This is a genomic window from Marinobacter salinus, from assembly GCF_001854125.1.
Lineage (GTDB): Bacteria > Pseudomonadota > Gammaproteobacteria > Pseudomonadales > Oleiphilaceae > Marinobacter > Marinobacter salinus.
Genome location: NZ_CP017715.1, coordinates 134215 through 158152 on the forward strand (window position 1 = coordinate 134215; position 23938 = coordinate 158152).

The following is a 23938-nucleotide window of genomic DNA, read 5'->3' on the forward strand; positions in this document are numbered from 1 at the left end:
GCGTGAACGTAAAGAGAGATGCGCCAGGTGTTAAATTGATGGAGTAAAACCTTTTTGGGGAGGCCTGTCATGTCACTCCAAAACAAGAAAATGAGCCTGCTGAACCGTACGTTTATAGGTGTCTGTAAAACAGCTTTTAAGCCGATTTTTCGCCGATCCGCCCGTCAGGTTCTGAAGGGCCGGCTCTTGGATCTTGAAGAGCCGGAAAGGGGCCGGTGGCTTGAGTCAGATGTAAAAGAGTATCTCAAGCAAACATGGGCTCGGTCTGACTTGTTGTTGCCAATTTCCGAGCTTGATCAATTGCCCTCCTACGGTAACCGTCTCACTGTATACCTCGCAATAATCACGACAGCCGCGTACCAGGAAATGGTGGCCCGCGCAGTGCCTGCGGACTACGCCAAAACACTGGTGGGCGATCTGGGCTGGAAGGTTTATAGCTGGATGTTAACGACCGTATCTGTGCCTTTTCGTGTCACTAGCCGCGACCCTGGAAGACGTATGGAGAGGGTTCTCCGGGCGTTAATGGTTTTCCCGTTCAGTGCGCCGGGTGCTCCAGGTTATGAGGTGAAAGTGTGGACGGAAGGAAGTAATACTTATACGCACTGGACCCACTGCCCACCACAAACCTTTGTTCGTCGGGTCATCGAGTTGAATGGAGACCAGGGCGAGCTGGATGCATTCTTTAAGTCCTGGTGTCTTTATGATTGGCCGGGTGCGGATGTTCTCGCCAACGACGGTCAGCACGGACATTACACTCGCCTGAATACCCTCTCCAGGGGCGATTCGGTTTGCGATATGTGCTGGCATGGTTGTGCGAAGTCTGGGAAAGAGAGAACGTGAAAAGCGGGCGCAGACCCGTCAGTGGCTGAAAACCAGCAGCCGGTTGTTGGCTGGCATAGCGTAGTTTGCCGCCAGAATGAGACCCACCGCCTCTGCCAGTGCAGATAGATCTTCCAGATCTCGTATGCCCATATGGGGTGCTCGGGCTCTAAGATGTTGGTCAAACTGTCGGTTGCTGTCACTGGAAAACTGGCCCTGGTGATTGAACGGGCCGTACAGGCAAAAGGCACCGTCTTTTGGCAGGCGCTCCCCGATGTGGTGGAACATCTGTTCGACTTCGTTCCATGCCATGATGTGGGCGGTGTTTGCTGAGAACACCCATCTGAAGGAGTCGACAGGCCAGTGGGAATTCCCTACGTCCAGCTCAATCATGGGCAGGACATTGGGCAGCGCGGCCTGTTGCAGTCGAGGGCGAGCGATGTGTGCAGCATCGGGGTGGTCAGTCGGTTGCCACTGCAGGTGGGGCATGGCCTTTGCGAAATGCACGGCGTGCTGTCCAGTGCCTGTCCCCACCTCCAATACCTTGCCCGGCCCCTCAAAGACCTCACGCAGTCTCTCCAGTATCGGGGCTTTGTTGTTCTCACAAGCTTGAGAAAAGGGCAGGTTGGTAGTCATCGAGTCATACTCTCCTTGAAAATAGATCTGTCCCGGTTTTCTGCTCGGCTGTAGATAACCAGAGCAATAATCGGATGGAAACGCCTGGCGAAGTCAGTTCAACTAGCCTTGTCCACTTCGAATAAAGGGTTACGTCATGAAGATGCCATCTGAACAGGAAATGCTGGCAGCAAAAGAGGGGAGGGGCAAGGCCTCCGATGGCCCCTGCAAGCGCTGCCAATCTATGGATGGAAGCCCGCGGGTTGGTCGGCTGGTGGAGATCGCCCGATATATCGAAGAGCATGCCGATGAACGGCTAACACTGGCCAGCTTGGCTGATCGGGCAGGACTCTCTCCATCAAGGCTGCAAAGAGTATTCAAAGACGCCTTTGGCATTTCCCCCAAAGCCTACCAGGACGCTGTGCGAATGCGACACTTCAAGCAATCCTTGAAGGACGGTGACAGCGTGACAGATGCGATTTTTTCCTCTGGATTCGGCTCCGTGAGCCGTGTCTACGGCGAAGCGACTCGCAATATTGGAATGGCGCCGAAGGCCTATCGGGCAGGTGGCGCTGGCGAGGCCATCATCTACGCATGTCGAGCCACTGCGCTTGGCCTCATGGCCATGGCAGCCACGGGTAAGGGCGTCTGTTTTGTCCAGTTTGGTGACGATGAAGCCTCACTGATCACCTGTCTGAAGGCGGAATTCCCTAAGGCTGAATTGACCGCTTCACCTGCTCAAAATGCTCCCGAACTTGATGCCTGGATGGAAGCATTGGATCGACATATCAGTGAAGGTGCTCCGAGACCTGATTTGCCGCTTGATATGCGGGGTACGGCGTTTCAAATGAAGGTATGGCAATTCCTGTTGAGCATCCCGGAAGGAGGTGCCCTCAGTTACAGTGAGGTGGCTGCGGAAATCGACAAGCCCAAAGCGGTGCGGGCAGTCGCATCAGCTTGTGCGAAAAATCGTATTGCAGTGCTGATTCCTTGCCATCGAGTCTTACGAGGCGACGGAAGTCTTGGCGGATACCGCTGGGGATTGGGGCGAAAACGGGCATTGCTGGATGCGGAAAGGAAGTCGTCCTAGGCGCGCTTAAAAGACTCTGCGCTAGCCCGGTTGCCTGGAATGTCATGCCCGAATAGTCGGCTGTCATAAGGTTTTGGTATCTTCTGTAACGTTTCGGTTGTCCTGCTCGTCTAATGAGTGAACGCACTTCGTTGATTGTGTTTCGAGGGGGCACCATGACCACTTCAATTCAGACATCAGATCAAATGGATCTTGTTGCGGCAGGTATGAAACAGCTTTTGCGCCACTGGTATTGGCAAAAGTTTGTTCAAAACAGAAGCACCGCTGAACTAATGGGAGGAGCCTGCGATGTTCGAAACAAGCAAGCACTGGGTATTGTGGCACTGCTGGACGTTGACCCGCAGCTTATAGACCAAGTGATGGACAAGGGAAAGCTCCCGTTCGTGCAGAGTTGCCACACCTATCTTAGAAGCTCTGAATTCCAAAGATCCTTGGGAAGAGACGCTTAAAGTTCAATGAACCTGGGTGTCAACATGAGCGCAGCGCCCACAGCCACCATGGCAAGGGTATCGGTCACCAGGTACGGAAAAAGAATCAGGGCGAGACCGCACCAGCGGGCGACCATGTTCGATTGCCTTCGCCCGTAGATGAAATAACCGATGCCGATGGAGCTGAAAATGAGCCCCCAAACCAGGGTCGCAGTTTCCATAGAATGTATGCCTCCGGTGGAAAGCTTCTACCTTAATCTCTTAAGGGCCTCCTACCAAGAAACTATTATCTGGTGGCTCAGGCGAGCGATAAGACAATATGGGGGATGCATTTTCGGTTTTAAAAAACAAAAAAGGCAGCCTGAGGCTGCCTTTTTTCGATCACGGTATTACCTGTTATTTACAGGCCAATAACGTTCTCTGCCTGCGGGCCTTTCTGGCCTTCGGTCACGGTGAACTCAACTTCCTGGCCTTCGGCCAGAGTTTTGAAACCGCCACCCTGAATAGAGCTGTAATGAACAAAGACGTCTGCGCCGCCTTCACGAGTAATAAAGCCAAAACCTTTTGCTTCGTTGAAGAACTTAACGTTGCCGGTAATTGTAGACATAAATAGATATCCTGAAATTAATCATAAATGTGCCGTCGAAAGATCGTTGTGATCTTTGATCAGCGATATGCGGGAAACAAAAAAACTTGCAGGATCAAAAACAGGACAAGAGGTGTGACAACACAAAAGGTCTTATTCGTGAAATGCTTTGCTAAATCTTTCCAACGAGCGTCACAGTACGCTAATTAAGAGGCACTGCATAGGAAAGTTTTCAATATTATACATGTGGAAAACCGGGGCAGACCTATTTCGAAATACAGGGTGATCATTTTGGTCTGCTTGTCCCGGCTATTCTGGGGTAACTCAGTGACGCGGGTTGTTGCTATCCGGGTATGTCTCGTCATCGGAGGTATTTTCATCCGAGGTAAGGTAGTAATCCTTTTCCTCGAATGTCTTCACCTCTGGGTCTTCAATGTTGTTTTTACGGCGCCCCCGATACAGCCAGAAGGCCACAACAGCAACAATAATGGCGAGTATGATCCACTTCATGTCCGTTTCCTCCGCAAGTTAATGTCCCTTACATTCAGGACTCCGCGGAGCGATCCGTCAACTAAAGTAAACCCGATTTGATCATGTCGAACGTGTCCAGAATCCGGGCCACAAACTGGTCTTTCGGGCGAAAGCTGCTCTGGGTGCTGAGTGTGATGTCTCTCTGCAGGTGATCCAGTAGCTTGCTCAGGCGCCGGCGATGCAAGCCGACCGCCGCCTGAACGGGGTCAAAAATAACACCGGACAACGCCGCGAAGGCCGCCAATGCCACCATGACAGCGACCATAACGCTGGCCGTCGTCGCCAGCGAAGGCTCCGGTGGAAATACGCTGTAATACCATTCGCCGATGGTTTCGCCCAGGATAAAGTCGCGGGCGGCCAAGGTCTTGGCGAGCATGGATGCGAGCACCACCCCCAGCCCGATACCGCCCGGGGTAAACTTCTGGAATGCAAACGCGCCCAATACGGTGCATGAAATGCTGTTGGTGATATCGGCAGATGCGGTTCGGGTCACCCGGTACTGACTGAGCGTGTCCGCGACCAGAGGCTCAATCAGCTTGCTGAACCGCTGGTGGTCGACCGGCTCGCAGGCATGGCTCTCATAGACCGCCTCCAGCGCCTCAATCAGATAGCGCTCTAGTAGTGGGCCTTCCTGGCGGTTGTTCAACAGGTCCGCCAGGATCAGGTTTGAGATGTGCTGTTGAACCTCGGTCGTAAACCCAGCGGGTACATGATCCGCTAAACTGTGCAGCCACATCAGGCCTGTGCGTTTGGGAACCAGAATTTTTATCAGGCACGCCAGGGCATAAAACGGTGCCCACAATAGGTTGATGGGGGCCCGCAACATGTCCCATCCCAGTGCCTTCCGGTTGGTCGCGATGGCACCGGGGTAATGGAAGTGACGGTCAATAAACGCCGGTACCCGCGCCCGGCAGTCGTCAAAGTATCGCTCGATGCCTGAGCGGATTGCCTGCTCAATCTCAACTTCAGAGACGTTTTGCTCGGGCGATGTGACTATGTGCATAGTGACAGGCCTATCGGCAGGCAAGTGAGTGTCTGGCGCATTAAACCGCAAATGAGCAAGCCGGGCCACCTGTTCGGCGGCATCCATGAAAATCGGGACGACAAAATGGTGAAGTTCTGTTGAGCCCTGCCGATAACCCATGAAAGCGATTCCTACAGAGGACACTAACAAAAATGAATGCAGTCGCTCCGGAAAGTCGTACACGGCAACCTTTGGTATGCCGTGTCAGCAGTGTTTTGGTTCTGGCCCTGTTTGCCCTGGTCGTGATGGTGCCGGAATTTGCCATGGCGGGGTTTGGATTGGCTGCCCTGATAACCGGGGTGGCCTGGTGGCTGGGCCGTGATCGGGTGGCCAGCGCTGGACCGCCGGCGGGAGTCGATGCTGGCGAAGGCAACGGGGTGCTGGATATATCAAAGGACCAGCCGGTCGGCTCTGGACAGGCAGGGCGAATTGCCAGAGAACATAATGAACTGCTGGCCAGCATGAGGGGCGCCCTGTCGGATCTGCGCCATCATGCGGTGCAGGTGGCGGTGCAGTCAGCCAGGCTGCGCAAACTCACCGGCGAGGCCCAGCAGAGCGCCCGCAAACAGGAAGAAGTCTCCGAGCTGATTGCCCAGTCCAGTGGGGAGGGCGCCACGGCACTGGAGGACATTACTCAGCGTACCGGATCGGTCTCGGAGCTCAATTCCCGTAATCTCGACGGGGTGCGCGAGTCCAATCAGGCGTTGTCTCAGGTGGCTGACCGAATCGGGCAGGTCAACGATCAGCTGCTGACCTTCCGCGAGACGGTGGCCGGGCTGAGCGATAGCGCTGGCAAAATCGGCAAGATTCTGGAAATGGTGCAGGGGTTCTCGGACCAGACCAACCTTCTGGCGCTGAATGCCGCCATCGAGGCTGCACGGGCGGGCGAGGCCGGTCGCGGTTTCGCCGTGGTGGCGGATGAAGTGCGCCAGCTGGCTCAGAAAATTGCGTCGGCGACGGGCGACGTGCATCAGATCATCAGCGATATGGATTCCCGGGTCGGGCGTACCGAAAAGGATACGGAGCAGTTGCTTGAGCAAACCGGCCAGGCCCGTGAGGAGGTGACCTCGACCGCCTCCCAGTTCGACGACATGCTCCAGTACATTGAGCAGGCGCATGAGGAGCTGCTGTCCATCACCTCTTCGGTGGAGGAAGTCAGTATTACCAATCGCCAGGTGCATGAGCACGGCAACGAGATCCATCAACTTGGCCGTGAACTGGCCGGGGAGATTGCCGAATCGGACGCTTACTCCGAGCAATTGCGCAAAGCCACCGAGGCCTCTATGGCGCTGCTGGCCCGTTACCGCATCGGCCGAGGCGCTTTCGAGGAAATTCTGGAGCAGCGTCAGACGCTGGCCGCGGAGTTCGAGGAAAAGCTCGCCGAGCTGGCACAGCAGGGTGTTGAAATTTTTGATCGCCATTACGAACCGGTTCCGAATACCTGGCCACAAAAATACCGGACCCGGTTCGTTGATCGCTTCAAAAAAGCGTTCCAGGACCTGACAGACCGCAGTAAGGAACGCTTTGATGGCACCGCCTACAGTCTGTTGGTGGACGCCAATGGCTACATTCCCGTTCATCACAAAGCCACGTCGCAGCCAATCACTGGCGACCATGACAAAGATCTTCTCTACAGTCGGGATCAGCGGCTTTATAACAGCAACGAAACCGAGAAGCGGCGGGCCAGCCACACGGAACGGTTCCTTCTGCAAACCTATATCCGGGATACGGGAGAAATTCTGAACGACCTCTCGATTCCCGTGTATGTGAATGGCAAGCATTGGGGTGCGGTGGTTATGGGCTTCAATCCGGACCTTCTGCTGGCTGGTAACGGCAGGAGGTGACGAAAACCGGGAGGCGATGCGCACGACCTGTCCATTTGTGGATTGACGGAGTCTGCCATCCACCCGCCCGGCGGCCTACTCAGGCAAAGTCGTATTCCCCGCCTTTTTCGAGAGCCTTCTGGTAAGCCGGCCTGGTGTGCACTCGCTCCACCCAGGCAGTGGTGTTAGGCCGGTCCTTGCCGACGATACCCCGGGCTACTGAGGCTTCCAAGGGAAAACTCATCTGGATATCCGCAGCGCTGAGCTTATCCCCGAGAAACCAGGTGTTTTTCGCCAGGTGGGATTCAACAAAATCCAGGTGCGTCTTGATCATCGGGCCGATAAAAACTTCGTTGGTTTTGTCTGAGATGCCCTTGGCCACCGGCTTGATAAAAAACGGCATCGGGCTGGTTTTCACCTTTTCAAACACCAGGCGCATCAGCAGCGGAGGCATCAAAGAGCCTTCGGCGTAGTGCAGCCAGTAGGTGTAATCAAGCCATGCCTGGCCGCCGCTCTCCGGCAGCATGGTGTCTTTGCCGTAGGTGTGGGCGAGGTATTCGATAATGGCACCGGACTCCGCCACCACCAGATCGCCGTCGGTGATCACCGGAGATTTACCCAGCGGGTGTATTTTTTTGAGGCTTGCCGGCGCCAGCATGGTTTTGGGGGCGCGCTCGTAATGCTGGATCTCATAGGGCACGCCCAGCTCTTCCAGCATCCAGAGAACGCGTTGTGAACGGGAATTATTGAGGTGGTGAACTGTAATCATGCAAAAACTCCGTTGCATCAGAAAAATGAGCAGGTGTGAAGAGTAGTCTCCAAATGGCTTTTTGGTTCACCGCCAACGTGATGTGAGTCACTAACTTCGATTACGGACAGCAAGAGCATGGCGCTTGAGGTCTTTGATAATCTCGGGCACCTTGAGGGGCAGTAACTTCCAGGCCGCTTTCACAAGGTAAATCACGACGTTCATCCGCTTATACCAGAGCACGCGCCGAATCTTTTTCATCATGGGGTTGTAGCCTTCCAGATATAGCTCTTCTATGCATTTGGCATTGTTGGTGAGACTGTATCGGCTTAAATCCAGTGGCACTACTATGTCCGCCTTTTTCAGCTGCTTGCGGGTATTGAAATCGATAGCAATGTTGATGGCGTTGCTGATCACATCAAAGGTGGCTTCCGGTTTCGGGTACCGGCTGACATGGCTCAGATCAACAGCCACGGTAATACCCGCGCCCATTTCTCCCAACGGTGAAATCGGAACATTTTCAACCAGCCCACCGTCGACCAGAATCCGGCCATCCACCTCCACGGGCACAAACAAGCCGGGCACTGCCATGGATGCACAGACGATATCCGCCAGGTTTCCTTTTCGGAAGATCAGTTGTTCGCCGGTTTCTATATCCGTTGCGCAAATAGCCAGAGGAATGTCGGCATCTTCGATCCGGACATCGCCGAGATCCCGGTGGATCATCTCCCGAATGGCATGGGTGCTGAACAGGCCGCCGCGCTCGAAGGTAAAATTGATGATTTTCGAGAGGTTCAGCGTCGAGCAAATGGAAAGGATGGATTCTGCCGGGCGGCCGAAAGCGAAATAACTGGCGACCAGCGCCCCCACGCTGGTACCCGCTATACAATGGATCCGGATCTGCTCTTCCTCAAAGGCCTTCAAAACACCAATGTGAGCAATGCCCTTTGCAGCACCGCCGCCCAGAGCCAGACCAATACGGGTATTAAAGGGATTGAGTTTCATGCATCCGTGCCCGTTGACGTTGTAGGTAAAGGAAAACGCTTTAAATTGAGTTTAACAGACTCGGCCCACCCCGTTCCTTGGTTGTTCACGATTGAACCCGCTTCGATTTTCCGTTACATCTACCTTCAGGTTTAATGCAATCAGTTCCCTTTACTCACATAACAGGAGGTCGGCGATGACGGCAGCAACGCTCAAGGAACAACTGAACAGCGCCGTGAAAGAGGCGATGCGGAACAAGGATAAAACCCGGCTTGTCACCCTTCGTATGGCGCAGGCCGCGGTTAAACAGATCGAGATTGATGAGCGCCGCGACTTGTCTGACGAGGACGTTCTGAAGGTGCTGGACAAAATGCTCAAGCAACGTCGAGATGCCGCCAGTCAATACGATGAGGCCGGTCGAGAGGAGCTGGGTGACAAGGAGCGGGCCGAAATGGTGATCATTGAGGAATTCATGCCCGCCGCGCTGACCGAGGATGATCTGGACGGGTTGATCCGGTTGGCCATCAGCTCAACCGACGCCCAGGGAATGCAGGATATGGGGCGTGTTATGAATGAGCTGAAGCCCCAGGTGCTTGGCCGGGTCGATATGGGACATTTGAGCAAAAAGGTGCGGGCAGCGCTGGCGGACTGATGGGCTTCGCGATTTTCGGTGCCTTGAATTGTAGGTGCAGCGTACTCAGCTATGTAGGATAGTCAAGCCAGGCATCTAACCAGGAGATCCGCCATGCATGTGTTCATTGCAGGAGCCAACGGGCAAATCGGGCAACATTTGTTGCAGGAAATGGCAGACAGCCACCATGAGGCTCGGGCTCTGATCCGGCACCCGGATCAGGGGCCGGAATTGCAGCAACTGGGGGCAACGGAAACCGTACTGGGCGATCTGGAGCATGACTGCAGCGAGGCCATGCGGGGCTGTGATGCAGTCATATTCACCGCTGGCTCAGGCCCTCATACCGGTCCGGATAAAACCATCGATGTGGATCAGGAAGGTGCTATCCGGCTGGTCGATACCGCCAGGGCCATGGGAATAAAGCGTTTTATCATGGTGAGCAGTATGCGTGCCGAGGAGCCGGAAAAGGGGCCGGAAAAACTCCGCCATTACCTTTGGGCCAAACACAACGCCGATGAACACCTGAAGAACAGCGGCCTGGATTACACCATTGTTCGTCCGGGTCAGCTGACCAATGATGACGGGACCGGCAAGGTGATGGTGAGTGCGAGGCTGGAGGCGTTTGGTAAGATTTCACGGCAGGATGTTGCTCGCGTGCTGCTGGCGGTGTTGGATTCCGATAACACCACTAACCGGGTTTTCGATGTGGTATCCGGCGACACGCCGGTGCCCGAGGCACTGGCAAAGTTGTAACGTCCATGTCCGACAAAGAGCTACGCACCAAATCCGATAAACAGTCTATCGATCAGTTTATCCATCAGGTCCGCACGCTGCCTGAACAAGGTGGAGGGCAGGGTCGGCTTATTTTCGCCCTGGACGCCACCGCGAGTCGGGAGGCAACCTGGGATCAGGCCTGCCACTTGCAGAGTGAGCTGTTCATGGCGACCAGGGATTTGGGCGGCCTGGCGATTCAGCTGTGTTACTACCGTGGTTTTGGCGAATTCAAGGCCACCGGATTTGTCACCGAGACTGGTCAGTTGCTCAACCTGATGAACGGCGTTTCCTGCCTGGGTGGCCGCACCCAGATCAGCCGGGTGCTGGCACACGCGGTGAAGGAAACCCGCGCAAAGCCCGTCAAGGCCGTGGTGTTTATCGGGGACTGTTGTGAGGAACCAGTGGATGAGCTCTGCCATACCGCGGGGGAGCTGGGTATGCTACGAACCCCGGTGTTCATGTTCCACGAGGGCGCGGATGCCCATGCCAGGGCGGTGTTCCAGCAGGTGAGCAAGCTGTCCGGAGGTGCCTATGCACCTTTCGATCGCAACAGCCCTCAGGTTCTCAAGGATCTTATGGCCGCCGTTGCGGTCTATGCTTCCGGGGGTGCCAAGGCTCTGCAGGATTTCTCCAGCCGAAGTTCCCCAGAGGTCAGGCGCCTGACAAAGCAGATCAGATAGCGCTCGTTGCAGTCCAACTTCAAGCCATTGATGGGCCAATGCCCGGAGTATCTGAGTGCCATTAACGCTATTGGTTATTGTTGTGTCGGTTGTTGCGTGGGTCTGGTTGCGCAACCAGACGCCCAGCCAGCGCAAGCCGGCCATTATCAAGCTGGCGCTGATTGCTGGTATCGGGATGGTGGTTGTTCTGGCCGTTACCGGCCGGTTGCACTTTCTGTTTGTGTTGTTGGCATTTCTTTACCCGCTGCTGCGCCGGGTGCTGCCGGCTCTTTTAAGCGGGGGCGTGGCCGGAGTGGGTGGTGGTGCAAAGGCCAAAGCGGGCAATCAATCCCATGTTTCCACCGACATCCTCGAAATGAGTCTGGACCATGACTCCGGCACCATGAGCGGCGAGATCCTGAAAGGTCCCATGGCGGGTCGGATACTGGCGGATCTGAGCGAAGGTGAATTTCTTGAGCTGTTGCGATACTGCCGGGAACAAGACGAAGATTCTGCCCGGCTGCTGGAAACCTATCTTGATCGCCGGTTCGGAGACTCCTGGCGGGCTGACGATGAGGCCTGCGCTGACGGCGAGGAATCCGGTGGGAGTGCCAATGCCGGCGGCCCTCTGACCGAAAACGAAGCGCTGGACATCCTCGGGCTGGCACCCGGTGCGAGTCGGGAGGAAATCATTCAGGCCCACCGCCGGATGATGCAGAAAGTGCACCCGGACCATGGTGGGAGTAACTATCTGGCTGCGCGTATCAATGAAGCCAAAGAGCGCCTGCTGGGCTGACAGCCAAGCTACTGAACGCTTTCAGATTCAGCTTTTATTAACGCAAAGCTCGGCAAGTTAGCCAGAGCGACCATCCCTGATCACTCTAGCTGGATTGACCGCGCTATTTCACCAGGCGCGATCCAACGTATTCCATGTCATTCTTGATTTTGCCTAACCCCTTGCCTTTGTCGGTTCCGTTAACCGCGGAGGTGGTCATGGCAAAAGTCAGCACGGAATGGGCAACCGCATCGGACATTTCGTCGAGCGCTTGCAGGCTTATGTTGTCGAAGGTGTCACAAGCCAGGTGGTAACAGGGGTCGTACTGGTCACCGGCGGTGCCGCCATACAGGGAGGCTTCGTCCGGTGTTTTGATCCCTTCCGCGCCAGTGAACAGTCCACCCGCCGGGATACCAACCCCGATAAACGGTCCGTAATCGGAGCGGCCGTCAAACGCGGTTGGTTCGACCGGTAAAGACATTTCCTCAAAGTACTCAAGGAAGACGCTTTCAATGGTCTTGGAGCCGTTCGGGCCGGCTAAAGGCGTATCGGACCCATCGCCATCGTAAACGAAGCGGACGAAGTTCGGTGAGCCGATCATGTCGAAGTTCAGGTTCAGCGCAATGTCTTTGATATCGCGCGGGGTTAACTGATCAACGTAGTACTGTGCTCCCAGTAGACCGGCTTCCTCCGCACCCCACCAGGCAAAGCGAACCTGATTTCTTGGAGTAATTTGCTGTTCCGCCATCTGGATGGCGGTTTCGAGGATTGCGGCCGAACCACTGCCGTTATCCTGGATGCCGGGGCCTTCCGCTACGGAGTCCAGGTGTGCGCCCACAACAACGACACGATCGTCGCGGCCCGCCGGGGAGTTGGCGATGACGTTGGAGGTGGTGCGGATTTCTGAACTGGCGTCCACAATCAGATTGACCTGAACACCGCCGGCGGCGAGCTCAACTCCGACATCGAAAGCAGCGCCTACTGCCGGCACCGTAAGCCCGGGGCCGCCGAGTGTTCCCAGGAAGTTGTCCGTGCGCCCTGGCTGGCCCTCGTTGAAGATAATGACGCCGCTGGCGCCAGCACCCTCAGCGTTCTGTGCTTTCTGGGCGAATGAGCAGGACCCTCTTTGTACCACGGCGATGTTTCCGGGCGTAAACCCGATGAAATCGGAGGCCTCACAGCCGCTGGTTGAGGTGTTGGCGTCCGGGCCGGGCGGCAATGCCAGGTCGACCCCTTCGGCAAAGGCCGTTACGTTGCCGCTGCCGGAGTAAGTCATGGTGGCAAAGCCAGTCAGGCCAAAGTACTCATAAACGGTGGGAGTCGGTGCTATCTGCTCCAGAGTGGCGGCAGTGTTTTCTTCGAAGAATGGATAGTCGAAGTCCTGGATGGTTACGTCATACCCTGCTGCGGTCATTTGCTCAACCACGTAGTCGACGGAAGCCTGGTAGCCGGGTGAGGATGCTTCGCGGGTTCCGCCATTGGCATCAGCGGCTGCCTGAAAGGCGGCCTGGTGACTCCGAACACCCTCTACAGTAACGGCTTCTCGAAGGGTGTAGGTCTCGACGCTGGTAGCTGCGTGCGCAGGTAGGCCGGTCGCGGCTGCGACCACTGCAATGGCCAGGGGAGTACGTCTAAGCTGTACGTTGATCATGAGTGTAGCTCCTTGCTGTTTTATTTTTATCTTTCCCTGGACACAGCTCGCGTTTCCAAACCGCAGAATCTCCTGCGACGGATTAAGCGTATCAGCTTTCATCCATCCCGCCAGTTTTGGTGGCCCTATTTCTAATGAACGCCGTGGTGCCAACGTTCCGGGACGCCGATACGTCCTGGAATCTGTCCCGGTTTTTGTTACGTTAGACTTCAATCCTTCTGGAGGAACTTGCCATGGGAACCCTGCTGACGATTCTCGCTGTGCTGTTTGTCGCTCTCATCATTATTGTCCCGCTGGTCGAAAAATATGCTCCCAAAGGGGAAGACCGGAGTTACGGCAATATTACGAGGTGGGTCATACCGCTGGTGGCGTTGCTGATCTTGCTGCAGCTATTCCGGCATTACTTCATGTGAGGCTCTAGGGTTCAATTGAGCTTAAGCATCTCATTGATCCGCGCATCCGGTCGTTCCCCTCAGGTCCGGGTAAGCGCAAAACTGAGCAGCCATCGGTTCCCGCGCTCAATTTTTGACACCCGGTGCTGGTGGAGGTCCGGGCGAAAGAGGTATACCCGACCGAACAGATTGAATATGTTTTTCTCACAGACGAACTCACCGCCTGTTTTAGGCTTAACCAGTACGCAATTGAGCTTCCAGAGCCGCCCTTCCGATACCATGTCCACATGAGGCACGACTTTGTGGCCCTCCGGGTAGCGGACCAGGTAAATGTTCAGGCGTCTGGAGTGGAAAAGAATCCGGGTTTTTACGTTCGCGTGCATGTGCTCAGGTCCGGGGCGAAAAATGATTTGGAAAGTCTGCGTGAGTTGCCAAGGGATCGTCAATCCGAGTTTATCGGCAGGATGGAGATCAACACGACAGGTCCTGGATCCTGAGTGATCTGAATGGCGGGTTTGGTTACACTGGCTCCACAATTTCAGCGCGGTAATATCCTATGTCTCTTTTTTCGGCGGATAACGGTGAGAGTGACCTGTATCTCTCTCGTACCGATCCAGAGAGCCCATTTGGGACGCATGCAGCCTTCAGCTTTGAGTTGGAGGGAAAGATCTGGCCCACCGTGGAACACTATTTTCAGGGCATGAAGTTTACTGATGAAGTCTGGCAGGAAAAGATTCGTGCGGCGGCCACGCCAGGTCTGGCAAGAAAACTGGGCCGCAAGCGTAATAAGAGTTTTCGGCGGGACTGGAAGCAGGTACGCGAAACCGTCATGACGCGGGGTGTTTACGTACGCTGTCGCACCCACCCCGAGCTGACCGAACAACTCCTGAAAACCCGCGACCAGAAGATTGTGGAAAACAGCAATTTTGATTACTTCTGGGGCTGTGGCCGTGATCGTCGGGGCGATAATTGCTACGGCAAAGTACTGATGAACGTCCGGGACAAGCTCCGGGAAGAGCAGGAGTCTGCAAGAGCTTAGGGGAAAACCAGGGGGCAACTGAGAAAGGGCAGGAGCGCAGCAACGACAGCACCCACTGACCATCTCCGAAGCCCATGGGTCGCCCCGGACTGCTTCCCTTCAGAAATTTTTACTTGGCGGTCGTCACGTATTTCAGCACTTCAACAACCTGCTCGGGAGTTTGTGCCCAGGCCATGGCGGCGGCGTCCACTTCCTTGAGGGGGTGAACGATGTCGTCATTGTGCAGGGTGATGTAGGGCGTCCCCATGGCGGCGCAGTAGCCGGCATCGAAAGCCGCATTCCATTGCTTGTATTTGTCGCCGAACCGGATCACCGCCAGATCGCATTGCTCCAGCATGGTCTTGGTTCGAATGCCATTAACCTTTGATGATTGGTGGTCGCGCCAGAAGGCTACTTCCGGCTTACCCAGCACATCGCCGGCAGCATCGCTGGCTTCATGATTGGTTACCGGTGCGGTGAACTCCACCGGTAACCCGGCAGCTTCCGCCCCGGCCTGAATCTGTTCACGCCAGTCAGTGTGAATTTCGCCAGATAGATAAACGGTCCAGATCATGGAGGTTTCCTCGGTTGTGTTGGAATGGGTCGGTTGTCAGTCCTGTACTGGACTATTTTGGTGCTGATCGCAAAAAAGAATAAAAAACAGTGCTTTTTGACGCAAACGTATTTTCCGGTTTTTTCATGTTGTAGAGTATCGGCTCTGGCAACATGTAAGGGATGACATCCGGTTCAGAGAAGAACCATCTTCCGCGTCTTCGGTACCCGTCCCTTTCCTACTGTTCTCATTTTTTGTATCAGTTGCACAAAGAACCATCGTTCTTGGCAGGTTTAGGAGCCCAATCCATGAAAAAAATAGTTCCCTGGCTGATGTTAGGGGTTCTGTCTGGCTGCGCTACGCAAACGCCTCAAATGAAAGAGGTTGAACCGGCAGTGTCTGCCGAGCAACAGCGAGCGGCGCAGCAGGCCGCGATAGAGGCAAACAAGCCTGAGACTCTGAGCCTTAAACGGAAAATCGCGGTGGGTCGACTTTCCAACGAGACCAACTACGGACGCAGTTTGCTGCGCTCGAACGCCGAGGATCAGCTTGGCTCCAAAGTCACAGACATGTTCCTTCAGGCTCTGGCAAATAGCGAGAGTTATCTGGTTTTTGAACGGCCGGATATTGAGCTGTTGAGCAAGGAAGCAGAGTTGTCTGGCCAGGAAATCTCGATCACGGGTGTTGATACTCTGGTAATTGGTTCGTTAACCCAGTTTGGTCGTGCCACGACCGGCGAGCGAGGGTTCCTCTCTTCCTCGAAAAAGCAGGAAGCGACGGCAACGGTCGACCTCAGGTTGGTTGATGTAACGACGGGCAGGGTGTTTGCCTCTGTGACGGGCTCGGGTTCTTCATCCACCGAACAGGCCCGCACCATGGGATTTGGTTCTGCTGCGGGATATGACGGCAGCCTGAATGATCAGGCCATTGCGGCAGCCGTTACAGCAGCCGTCGATAAGATGACCGGTTTGTTCCTGGAGAAGCCCTGGACAGCTGATTTGCTGGCGCAGGAAGACGGCCTCGTTTATATCAGTGGCGGCAGGAATCAGGGTGTCCGTGAAGGGATGGTTTTCACCATCGAAACACGGGGCAAGAAAGTGAAATCCCAGACCACAGGCACAACGATTTCGCTGCCGGGGAAGGACGTTGCCGAGCTCAAGGTGATCGGCCTGTTTGGTGATGATCCTCTCGATCAGGGGGCAATCGGAGAAGTATCAAATGGCTCTTTGCAGGGTTATGAGCTTAGCGACCTGCGTGTTAAGGAGAAGAAGTGATGAGGATCCTATTGGCATTGCTGGTGTGCTTCACCCTGGCGGCTTGTGTCCAGGCGCCGTCACGCAATACCCAGGTTGTGGATGATCGCCCGGGTCTGGCTTTCGAGGTGAACTCGGTGGCTGCGGAATACTATGAGCTGCGGATTGATGATGTTTCTTATGGTTATGTGCGCCAATACCTGGCCGGTGAAAACCTGCTGAAACTCATTGATGGGACCCATCAGGTAGAACTTCTTTCCGACGGGAAGGTGGTTTACCAGCAAGAAGTGTATCTCGGGGCGGGCTCTAACCGGATTCTGAAGGTAGGGAACTATGACTGAAAAATATCTTCTTGGGTTGTCATTACTGGTTCTGCTGACTGGTTGTGCGAGCAATCAGGGCCTCTACGAGTGGGGGCAGTACCAGGAAACGCTGTTTGTGGTTTACCACGAACCGGAACTCAAGGAAGAGGCTCTGAGAGGCTACCTTGAGTTTGTTGAAACGGGTGGAACGCCGCAGCACCCGATTGCTCCCGGCCTTTACGCCGAAGCCGGCACGTTTATGCTGGAGCAGGGTGACGTTGATACCGCAATTAAGTTCTACAAAATGGAATACGAAGCATGGCCCGAGAGCCAGCCGATGCTGGGTATGTTGATTGAGAACCTGGAGGCCAGAAAATGAGTAAGTTGAAACTGTGCCTCGTGTTTTGCCTCGTCGCCCTGGCCACCGGTTGCGCCACCTCCGGAAATCCGAATCGCCTGAATGCATTCCACGATGCGGCGCCGAGGTCTGTTCTGGTGGTTCCGCCTGTCAATATGACCACGGATGTGCAGGGGACAACTTCAGTATTGGCAACCTTGCCATTCTATCTCGCTGAAAGAGGCTACTACGTTTTTCCCGTGAATACGGTAAAAACGCTGCTGGAATACGAAGGTTACTATGAGCCGGCCGAAGCACATGCGGCACCGCCGGAACAGCTGGCGAATCTGTTCAAAGCGGACTCCATTCTCTATGTGACGATTCACGAGTGGACGTCGCGGTACATGCTGCTGACGACAACAACCGAGGTGGATTTCGAGTACCGCATTGTTAATGCAGACGGCGCTGAGCTCTGGTCTGCACGGCAGCAAATGACCTACACGCCGGACAATAACAGTTCCGGCAACCCGCTGATTGATCTGATTGCCATGGCGGTTACTGCGGCGGTTGAGAGAGCTGCACCAAATTACCTTCCACTAACCCGGCAGGCGAATTCATTGGCCTTTTACGGTCCTAACGGTGTTCCTCCCGGGCCATACAGCCCGTTGTATGAGCAGTATTACAAACAGTTGGATGCTGCCCAGTAGCGCTTGGTGTTCGCGGATATTGCCTGACTGAAAACAGCCCCTTCCGGGGCTGTTTTCTTTGAATCAGCCGTTGCGCTGAGCGTCAGCGGCCAAGGACATCACCGGGAGCGGTGCAGGGCTCCATCGAAGAACGAGGCAAGCTCATCGACGTTGCCCAGTGGGAGCACCTGCGAAACGTAATGGTCCGGTCGCACTACGACAACGGCGCCGTTTCTGTCGATACCGCGGGTATCGAAAATGTCGACTTCCGGATCGATGGCGTAGACCTTTTCATAGTCTGTTACTTGGAAGGGCCCCACCTTCGGCGCAAAGATGGCGGAGATGTTCGGGCCAAATTCGATCTCCCCATGGGGTTGTTGGTAGATCACCTTGACGTCGAAGATGCTGTCCAGGTCCGAGCCCTCGGGCGTGTACTTCACAACCGGCGAGTCGGGTGAGCTGAACAGCCACTCCGCCCATGCGGCCAAACGGGAATCCTCCCCGGGACGGGCCTTGTCGGCGAAGGCGTAGATTCGCCAACGGCCGTCGGCGGTGGCATGGTGACCCAAGTGGACATCATTGCCATCGCAAACGCGCGTTACCCGCTCCGATTTGAACCGTTTGCCAACGGGGAAGCCGGTGGCCAGGTTCTGGTGTTCTGTGGTGCCGGTGATCATCGACTCCGTGTACTCGGTCATGAAGCCAGCCGGAAACTCGGCGGTTTTCACGTAAAAATCCGCCAGCTCTTTCGGATCCTCGAACTCCTCGGCGGGCTTGGCCATCAAGCTCGACCATTCCCGATCGAAGTCGATCAGGTTCTGCGCGACAACCTGGCGTTCACTCGAATAGGTACTGAGTAGAGATTCGGGTGCAATGCCGGAGAGCACATGGCCCAGCTTCCAGGCGATGTTCCAACCGTCCTGCATGGATACGTTCATGCCCTGACCTGCTTTGGCGCTGTGGGTATGGCAGGCGTCACCGGTGATAAACACCCGTGGAGCCCGGGAGTCTTCTTCGCCGGGTGGAACGTCATCGAATTTGTCGGTCACTCGGTGGCCAACCTCATAGACGGCGTACCAGGCGCAGTTCTTCACCTCCAGGGTATAAGGGTGCAAGATCTGGTTGGCCTTCTTGATGGTGGTTTCCAGGGTGGTCTGGCGTATCTGGTGATTGTCATCCTCGGGGACTTCGCCGAGGTCGACGTACATCCGGAACAGGTGACCGCCTTCGCGGGGAATGAGCAGAATACTGCCACCGGTTGATGACTGAATGGCACACTTGGTGCGGATATCCGGGAAGTCGGTGGTGGCCAGCACATCCATCACACCCCAGGCATGATTCGAAACCGCGCCGATGTGCTTGCGGCCAATCGATTCACGAACGCGACTGTGTGCGCCATCGCAACCGATGACGTATTTGGCTTTCACCGTGCATTCCTGACCTTCGTTATCGCCCGCGGTATGGCGCAATGTGACTTCGACGGGATAGTCCTCGCCGTCGTGAGTCGTCAGCCCTACGAACTCCAGGCCGAAGTCGGGGGTCAGCCGGGCGGGGGCGTTTTTGGCGAACTCGGCGAAGTAATCGAGAACCCGGGCCTGGTTGACGATCAGATGGGGAAACTCGCTGATCTTACCGCCGGGATCATCTAATGCCACCGAGGAGCGGGCAATGTGCTCCGGGTTATCGGCATCCGGGGCCCAGAACGCCATCTCGGTTATACGGTAGGCCTCTTCAGTGATTCTTCCGGCAAAACCGAATGCCTGGAATGTTTCGACGCTGCGTGCCTGGATGCCATCGGCCTGGCCGATTTCCAATCGTCCCGAACGCCGTTCGACGACACGAGTAGTAATGTTCGGAAACTTGGCCAACTGGGCAGCGGCAATCATGCCGGCAGGTCCGCTGCCGACGATGAGCACATCCACGGTATCCGGCAATGTCTCCGGGCGGTCAATGCCCGTGCCGGACGCTTCCTCGACTCTCGGATCGGTGGATACGTATCCGTGATGGTGAAATTGCATGGTGACTTCTCCTTTTTTGTTTTCTGGGGCCGTACGGATGGTAGTGAGACCTCTCTACGCTGCCTCTTGTAGGAATCCGCTTTTTTGTAGGTATGTGGTGGCTTCAGTTAATTCTGCGGAGTTAAGTCTGTGCAGGAAATGTAAAAATCTGGCTTGTTATTGCACTTTTCTGTATTTGGTCGAGTTGCCATAGATCACGGCCTACCCGCTGCAGGCCGTTACAGTCTCTGGTGCTTGGCCTCAGATACGGCTTGAGCCGGGAATAAAGGACTCGGTGACTGAGGCCTGCGGAGCAGGAACCTTGTCGCCGCTGACCTTGGATACCGGGAATACGGCGTTGATCTGGCCAGTCCCTGAGCTGCCGAAGTACGGTGTCAGTATTTCCGCTTTCTGGTCGTACTCGGACCAGCCCAGTGCGCCCAGCAGCATGGCGGTGTCATGCATAAAGCCTTCACCGTGACCCTTTACGGCGTATTCGGGCAGCATTTCGCAGAAGTCTTCCCACTCGCCGTTTTCCCACATCCGAACCACTTCGTGATCCAGGCGTTCGAGGAACGGAGACCAGGTTTTGGTGGCGAACTTTGGTGCCTGACCATTCTGGGCAAAGCGGTGGGAGAGCGAGCCGCTGGCAAATATCGCCACGGTGCCATCGTAGTGCTCTTCGATCGCCTTGCGCATGGCCCAGCCCAGACGGGCACTGTCATTCAGGTAGTGCACGGTGCACATTGCAGAGACGGAGATTACCTTGAAGTGGCGGTCTTCGTTCATATAGCGCATCGGTACCAGAGTGCCGTACTCGGGATCGAGGGTGGTCTTGTCATGGGCCAGTGTTTCCACGCCCTGAGCATTGCATTCGGCCGCCAGAATTTTGCCGAGCTCAGGATTTCCGTCGTATTCAAACTTCATATTAGAGATGAAGTGAGGCAGTTCACCACTGGTGTAATTACCTTTGAAGTGTTCGCCACAATTGATGTGGTAGTTGGCGTTTACCAGCCAATGGGTATCGAATACGACAATGGTATCCACACCCAGCTCACGGCAGCGGCGGCCGATCTCGATATGACCGTCGATGGCCGGTTGGCGAAAGCCCTTCTGCGGACCGTCCAGCTCGGATAGATACATGGATGGCACATGCGTGATCTTAGCGGCAAGCGCGAGTTTTCCCATGACAGTTTCCTTTTGTTGTTGAAGGTTGTGGGTGCATTGGGTGACAACGTGCCTTGTTGTTGATTTTGATTGGCAGCGCCTGGTTCCAGTATTTGTAACTCAATTATTCTCGGCTCTTCTTTGACAGGAAATGCAGTATTCACGTTAAAAGTTGCACTTTTCGGTTTTGTTGCCCGGCATAGCCTGACTCCCCAGTGCTGGTTTCCGGGACCATGGTGCTCTCCTCAGGCTTCTGCTTCCGGGCTGCGCTGCCGACTAACCGCATAATAGTGAGCACCAAGCGCCGCTACGGGCGCCAGAAAGATGCAGAAGGCAATCGCCAGCACGCCTTCGCCGAGCAGCAACGGCATGAGCTGAGCAATCACGGAGCCCGTTAAAAGTTGTATGAACCCCATCAGCCCCGAAGCGGTGGCCGCCGATGTGGGCGAGCAGCTGATCGCAGCGGATTGGGCGTTGGGCTGGCTGAGTCCCCGGCCGAACGTAACCACGGCCATTGGCAGGAACAGCGTGGCGTAGCTCAGCTCGCCACCGAGCGCGAAACCGAGCAGTGTCAGTGCGCCGGTCAGTGAAAGCGCGTTGCCGAGTAGCATTACCTGATCGGCACTGGCGTGCCTGGCAAGCCGCGTCGACAGGAAGCTGCCAGTCATAAATGCCAGCGAAACTGCCAGAAACCAGGTGCCAAACAGGGCAGAACTACCACCGAGCCGATCGACTATATAGGGGGCGGTGCCAACGAATATATAGAACGCTGCGGCGATGAAGGTAGTGGAGAGTGCATAGCCGATATACCCCCCTGAGCTGAAGACACCTGCATAGCGCTGAATGACCGGGCCCAGCCGCAGGCTGTCACTTTTCTCACGACAGGTCTCAGGAAGCTGCAGTGTGGCCACCAGCAGCGCTATGATCCCCATGCCCAGGGAAACATAAAAGATGGACTGCCATCCCGCCCAGAGATTCAGGTAGCCGCCTAGCATCGGGGCGATTGCCTGGGAGGTGGCTATTGCCATTACGACATAACCCATGCGACTGGCGGCTCCCTCCCGGCCATAGATGTCGATGATAATCGTGCGCGCCAGTACCATTGCAGCACTACCCCCGAGTGCCTGCAGCACACGGCCGGCGATCAATAGTGTGACATCGGGCGCGAGTGCTGCGAGCAGGCTCCCGAGCGTGTGGAGGGCAAGTCCCCCGAGCAGGATAGGGCGTCGCCCGAAGTGGTCGGCAAGTGGGCCGGAGAGTAACTGGCCGAATGCCAGCATGAACAGATAAGCCGTAAAACTTAGCTGAATCACCCCGACCCCGGTCCGGAGGTCCCTCGCAGCGTCCGGCATTGCTGGCACGAACAGGTTGAGCGCCATTGGGCTCGCCATGGCGATAATTGTCATCAGGGCGATAGACAGTTTGCGAACCGGGGTGTCGGCTGTCATTTTTTGATGCTGTCTCAGTGCAGGGCGCGCAAGAGTGAGCGCAGCTCACGTTCTTTCAGCATTGCGAAGAAATCTCCACCGGACGAGGCGCGGCGACGGTCACTCAATAATAATTAATATATTAACTATAAAACTAGTTAACATATTATCTAATGTCAATGCCTTGAGGTATGGCGATCGCCAGTCCAGGAAGTGCGTTCAGGGCTTAACGTCACAGAGTTTGTTCAGCAACTCTTCCAGTTTTTTCATGTCCTCGGGCGAGAAGCGCTCGGTCATTTCAAGGTAGCGTGCTTCGAGGAGGGGGCTCATTCGGGCGAACATCTCCTTGGATTTGTCGGTCAGGCTGATCAGGATCCGGCGCTGATCCTCGCTGGACTTTCGGCGCTTTATGTAACCCTGTTGTTCCAGCCGGTTAATGATTCCCGTGAGGCTGGGGCTCAGTATGCAGCACAGTTCCGCCAGTTGTTTTGATTCCAGTTCCTCGAATTCATTGAGCGCGCGGATGACACGCCATTGCTGCTCGGTAAGGGGAATTTCCTGAAGCAGGGGGCGGAAAAAGGCCATGGCAGCCTCGCGGGCCTTGAGCAGCCGGAGGGGGAGCGAGTCATTAAACTTGCGCATGAATTGGATTACCTTGGTCGTCCGGTCTTTGGGAGTTCGCCTGATGGCTGCGAAAACCAGCAGAGGATCATTTTATTAATGTATTAAGGAATGTCTAGTGTGTTCCGCGGGCCGCCGTGTGCTTGCGGAATTGCTGGGCGGTCATCCCGGTATGCTTCTTGAAGAAACGTGAGAAGTAAGCAGGATCGGAGAAGCCCAGCTGGTAGCAAATCTCGTTACTGGAAAGATTGCTGAAAATCAGCATGCGCTTGCTTTCCTGAATCACCCGGTCGTGGATCAGCCGTTTGGGGGCCTGTTGGCAATTCGTTGACATGTCTGGTTCAAACGACTTTCTGAAATCGCCATTTCCGTGGTGTAGCGAGGCAGATGCCACTGCTCCTGATAGTGTTCCTCGATCATATCGGTGAAACGACGGAACAGCCGCAGATCCTCATTGTTTACGGTTCTGCTGGCGGATCGTTTGAAAGAAAGCCGGGCCATGCGGATCAGTAACAGCCGGACCAGACTCTTAGTTGCCAGCTCCTTCGCCATTTCATCCGAAGACCATTCCAGCTGGATATCTTCCAGTATGCGCGCCAGCAGTGTCCATTGGGTTCTCTGTCCCCTGGGTAGCCGGTCCCGCTCCAGACAGATGCCTTCGGTGAGGCTGGTGTCGATTTCGCGACCGACGTTGTCCTGCATGAGTTGCCATACCACGGACTGATGAATCGTCAGCACGTGCCCGCGGGCACTGGGATCGGTGCGGAAGGAGTGGGGAATAGACGCCGGCGTATAGAAACAGCTGGGTCCGTTTACTTCGTAGACCTTGTCATCGATATGAAAATCGATTGCGCCATGATCGATATAGTGAATCTGGACATACTGGGCATGGCGGTGTACCGGCATGTCGCGGCCATAGAATGCAGCCAGGTTTTCCAGCACATCATAGTGTATGGGCGCATCCAGATAGCGCCTGTCGTAATCCTGACCCAGGATGATGTTGGGAATCCATTCGGTGTGATCGGCTTCGCTCATGGCGCGAATATA

30 protein-coding genes are annotated in these 23938 nt (G+C 55.4%); 14 read left to right on the plus strand and 16 right to left on the minus strand.

Features of this window, described 5'->3' with window-relative positions; all coding sequences use genetic code 11:
- The first annotated feature begins 69 nt into the window (after positions 1-69).
- A complete protein-coding gene (locus BKP64_RS00625) occupies positions 70-840 on the plus strand; it encodes a hypothetical protein (protein ID WP_070964596.1) in 771 nt (256 codons plus the stop codon).
- Between the two features lie 18 nt (positions 841-858).
- Here the strand turns inward: BKP64_RS00625 and BKP64_RS00630 are convergent, their stop codons facing one another.
- Positions 859-1455, minus strand: a complete 597-nt coding sequence (locus BKP64_RS00630; protein WP_070964599.1) for a DUF938 domain-containing protein — start codon at positions 1453-1455, stop codon at positions 859-861.
- A 136-nt stretch (positions 1456-1591) separates the two neighbouring features.
- Here BKP64_RS00630 and BKP64_RS00635 point away from each other — a divergent pair, with 136 nt between their 5' ends.
- Positions 1592-2524 carry a bifunctional transcriptional activator/DNA repair enzyme AdaA gene (locus tag BKP64_RS00635; RefSeq protein WP_083329115.1) on the plus strand — a complete coding sequence of 311 codons (933 nt, stop codon included), beginning with the start codon at positions 1592-1594 and terminating at the stop codon, positions 2522-2524.
- A 155-nt stretch (positions 2525-2679) separates the two neighbouring features.
- Positions 2680-2973: a hypothetical protein gene (locus BKP64_RS00640; protein ID WP_099092542.1), complete on the plus strand. Its 294-nt coding sequence runs from the start codon at positions 2680-2682 to the stop codon at positions 2971-2973.
- Here the strand turns inward: BKP64_RS00640 and BKP64_RS00645 are convergent.
- From BKP64_RS00645 to BKP64_RS00660, 4 genes are all read right to left on the minus strand, one after another.
- Positions 2970-3173: a hypothetical protein gene (locus BKP64_RS00645; RefSeq protein ID WP_070964602.1), complete on the minus strand. Its 204-nt coding sequence runs from the start codon at positions 3171-3173 to the stop codon at positions 2970-2972. The genes BKP64_RS00640 and BKP64_RS00645 overlap by 4 nt on opposite strands.
- Positions 3174-3352: 179 nt before the next feature.
- On the minus strand, positions 3353-3559 hold the full coding sequence (locus BKP64_RS00650) for a cold-shock protein (RefSeq protein ID WP_070964605.1): 207 nt from the start codon (positions 3557-3559) through the stop codon (positions 3353-3355).
- Positions 3560-3862: 303 nt separating this feature from the next.
- On the minus strand, positions 3863-4048 hold the full coding sequence (locus tag BKP64_RS00655; RefSeq protein ID WP_070964609.1) for a hypothetical protein: 186 nt from the start codon (positions 4046-4048) through the stop codon (positions 3863-3865).
- A gap of 61 nt (positions 4049-4109) precedes the next feature.
- Positions 4110-5213 carry a DUF6635 family protein gene (locus BKP64_RS00660; RefSeq protein ID WP_227515470.1) on the minus strand — a complete coding sequence of 368 codons (1104 nt, stop codon included), beginning with the start codon at positions 5211-5213 and terminating at the stop codon, positions 4110-4112.
- Positions 5214-5245: 32 nt separating this feature from the next.
- Between BKP64_RS00660 and BKP64_RS00665 the strand changes: the two genes are divergently transcribed.
- Positions 5246-6937, plus strand: coding sequence for a methyl-accepting chemotaxis protein (locus BKP64_RS00665; RefSeq protein ID WP_083329116.1), 1692 nt, complete (start codon positions 5246-5248; stop codon positions 6935-6937).
- A gap of 79 nt (positions 6938-7016) precedes the next feature.
- Here BKP64_RS00665 and BKP64_RS00670 read toward each other — a convergent pair whose 3' ends face one another.
- Positions 7017-7685, minus strand: a complete 669-nt coding sequence (locus BKP64_RS00670) for a glutathione S-transferase family protein (protein ID WP_070964615.1) — start codon at positions 7683-7685, stop codon at positions 7017-7019.
- 90 nt (positions 7686-7775) lie between these two features.
- Positions 7776-8669, minus strand: coding sequence for a patatin-like phospholipase family protein (locus BKP64_RS00675; protein WP_070964618.1), 894 nt, complete (start codon positions 8667-8669; stop codon positions 7776-7778).
- Between the two features lie 175 nt (positions 8670-8844).
- Between BKP64_RS00675 and BKP64_RS00680 the strand changes: the two genes are divergently transcribed.
- From BKP64_RS00680 to BKP64_RS00695, 4 genes are all read left to right on the plus strand, one after another.
- Positions 8845-9300 carry a GatB/YqeY domain-containing protein gene (locus tag BKP64_RS00680; RefSeq protein WP_070964620.1) on the plus strand — a complete coding sequence of 152 codons (456 nt, stop codon included), beginning with the start codon at positions 8845-8847 and terminating at the stop codon, positions 9298-9300.
- Positions 9301-9393: 93 nt separating this feature from the next.
- The gene (locus tag BKP64_RS00685) at positions 9394-10032 is read left to right on the plus strand and encodes an SDR family oxidoreductase (protein ID WP_070964623.1); all 639 of its coding nucleotides are present in this window, start codon (positions 9394-9396) and stop codon (positions 10030-10032) included.
- Positions 10033-10037: 5 nt separating this feature from the next.
- Entirely contained in the window at positions 10038-10733 is a 696-nt protein-coding gene (locus BKP64_RS00690) for a hypothetical protein (RefSeq protein ID WP_070964626.1), read from the plus strand.
- Positions 10734-10788: 55 nt separating this feature from the next.
- Positions 10789-11508: a J domain-containing protein gene (locus BKP64_RS00695; protein ID WP_070964629.1), complete on the plus strand. Its 720-nt coding sequence runs from the start codon at positions 10789-10791 to the stop codon at positions 11506-11508.
- A gap of 103 nt (positions 11509-11611) precedes the next feature.
- On the opposite strand, the gene BKP64_RS00700 is transcribed toward BKP64_RS00695, so the two are convergent.
- Positions 11612-13138 (minus strand): M20/M25/M40 family metallo-hydrolase, encoded by a 1527-nt coding sequence (locus tag BKP64_RS00700; protein WP_070964632.1) that lies wholly within the window; start codon positions 13136-13138, stop codon positions 11612-11614.
- A 233-nt stretch (positions 13139-13371) separates the two neighbouring features.
- On the opposite strand from BKP64_RS00700, the gene BKP64_RS00705 reads away from it, so the two are divergent.
- Positions 13372-13551 (plus strand): hypothetical protein, encoded by a 180-nt coding sequence (locus BKP64_RS00705; RefSeq protein WP_070964634.1) that lies wholly within the window; start codon positions 13372-13374, stop codon positions 13549-13551.
- Positions 13552-13610: 59 nt separating this feature from the next.
- Here the strand turns inward: BKP64_RS00705 and BKP64_RS00710 are convergent, their stop codons facing one another.
- Complete coding sequence (locus tag BKP64_RS00710) at positions 13611-13913, minus strand: 2OG-Fe(II) oxygenase (RefSeq protein WP_070964637.1); 303 nt, start codon at positions 13911-13913, stop codon at positions 13611-13613.
- A gap of 173 nt (positions 13914-14086) precedes the next feature.
- On the opposite strand from BKP64_RS00710, the gene BKP64_RS00715 reads away from it, so the two are divergent.
- Positions 14087-14569, plus strand: a complete 483-nt coding sequence (locus tag BKP64_RS00715; RefSeq protein WP_070964641.1) for an NADAR family protein — start codon at positions 14087-14089, stop codon at positions 14567-14569.
- Positions 14570-14678: 109 nt separating this feature from the next.
- Here BKP64_RS00715 and BKP64_RS00720 read toward each other — a convergent pair whose 3' ends face one another.
- Complete coding sequence (locus BKP64_RS00720; RefSeq protein WP_070964644.1) at positions 14679-15122, minus strand: YtoQ family protein; 444 nt, start codon at positions 15120-15122, stop codon at positions 14679-14681.
- A gap of 287 nt (positions 15123-15409) precedes the next feature.
- Between BKP64_RS00720 and BKP64_RS00725 the strand changes: the two genes are divergently transcribed.
- Genes BKP64_RS00725 through BKP64_RS00740 form a run of 4 tightly spaced genes read left to right on the plus strand, consistent with a single transcriptional unit; the run spans position 15410 to position 17700 of the window.
- A complete protein-coding gene (locus BKP64_RS00725) occupies positions 15410-16375 on the plus strand; it encodes a CsgG/HfaB family protein (RefSeq protein WP_070964647.1) in 966 nt (321 codons plus the stop codon).
- Positions 16375-16695, plus strand: coding sequence for a hypothetical protein (locus BKP64_RS00730; protein ID WP_070964653.1), 321 nt, complete (start codon positions 16375-16377; stop codon positions 16693-16695). Before BKP64_RS00725 ends, BKP64_RS00730 begins: the two co-directional genes overlap by 1 nt.
- A complete protein-coding gene (locus BKP64_RS00735) occupies positions 16688-17035 on the plus strand; it encodes a DUF4810 domain-containing protein (protein ID WP_070964656.1) in 348 nt (115 codons plus the stop codon). The genes BKP64_RS00730 and BKP64_RS00735 overlap by 8 nt, the downstream gene beginning before the upstream one ends.
- Positions 17032-17700 carry a DUF799 domain-containing protein gene (locus BKP64_RS00740; RefSeq protein ID WP_070964659.1) on the plus strand — a complete coding sequence of 223 codons (669 nt, stop codon included), beginning with the start codon at positions 17032-17034 and terminating at the stop codon, positions 17698-17700. The genes BKP64_RS00735 and BKP64_RS00740 overlap by 4 nt, the downstream gene beginning before the upstream one ends.
- 98 nt (positions 17701-17798) lie before the next feature.
- Here BKP64_RS00740 and BKP64_RS00745 read toward each other — a convergent pair whose 3' ends face one another.
- From BKP64_RS00745 to BKP64_RS00765, 6 genes are all read right to left on the minus strand, one after another.
- On the minus strand, positions 17799-19697 hold the full coding sequence (locus BKP64_RS00745; protein WP_070964662.1) for an FAD-binding monooxygenase: 1899 nt from the start codon (positions 19695-19697) through the stop codon (positions 17799-17801).
- 240 nt (positions 19698-19937) lie between these two features.
- Positions 19938-20864 carry a 3,4-dihydroxyphenylacetate 2,3-dioxygenase gene (gene hpaD, locus BKP64_RS00750; RefSeq protein WP_070964664.1) on the minus strand — a complete coding sequence of 309 codons (927 nt, stop codon included), beginning with the start codon at positions 20862-20864 and terminating at the stop codon, positions 19938-19940.
- 224 nt (positions 20865-21088) lie between these two features.
- Positions 21089-22291: a multidrug effflux MFS transporter gene (locus tag BKP64_RS00755; protein WP_070964667.1), complete on the minus strand. Its 1203-nt coding sequence runs from the start codon at positions 22289-22291 to the stop codon at positions 21089-21091.
- A 198-nt stretch (positions 22292-22489) separates the two neighbouring features.
- Complete coding sequence (gene hpaR / locus BKP64_RS00760) at positions 22490-22912, minus strand: homoprotocatechuate degradation operon regulator HpaR (protein WP_070964673.1); 423 nt, start codon at positions 22910-22912, stop codon at positions 22490-22492.
- A 94-nt stretch (positions 22913-23006) separates the two neighbouring features.
- On the minus strand, positions 23007-23225 hold the full coding sequence (locus BKP64_RS19365; protein ID WP_198402632.1) for a helix-turn-helix domain-containing protein: 219 nt from the start codon (positions 23223-23225) through the stop codon (positions 23007-23009).
- Positions 23189-23926, minus strand: coding sequence for an AraC family ligand binding domain-containing protein (locus BKP64_RS00765; protein ID WP_198402633.1), 738 nt, complete (start codon positions 23924-23926; stop codon positions 23189-23191). The genes BKP64_RS19365 and BKP64_RS00765 overlap by 37 nt, the downstream gene beginning before the upstream one ends.
- Positions 23927-23938 lie beyond the last annotated feature (12 nt).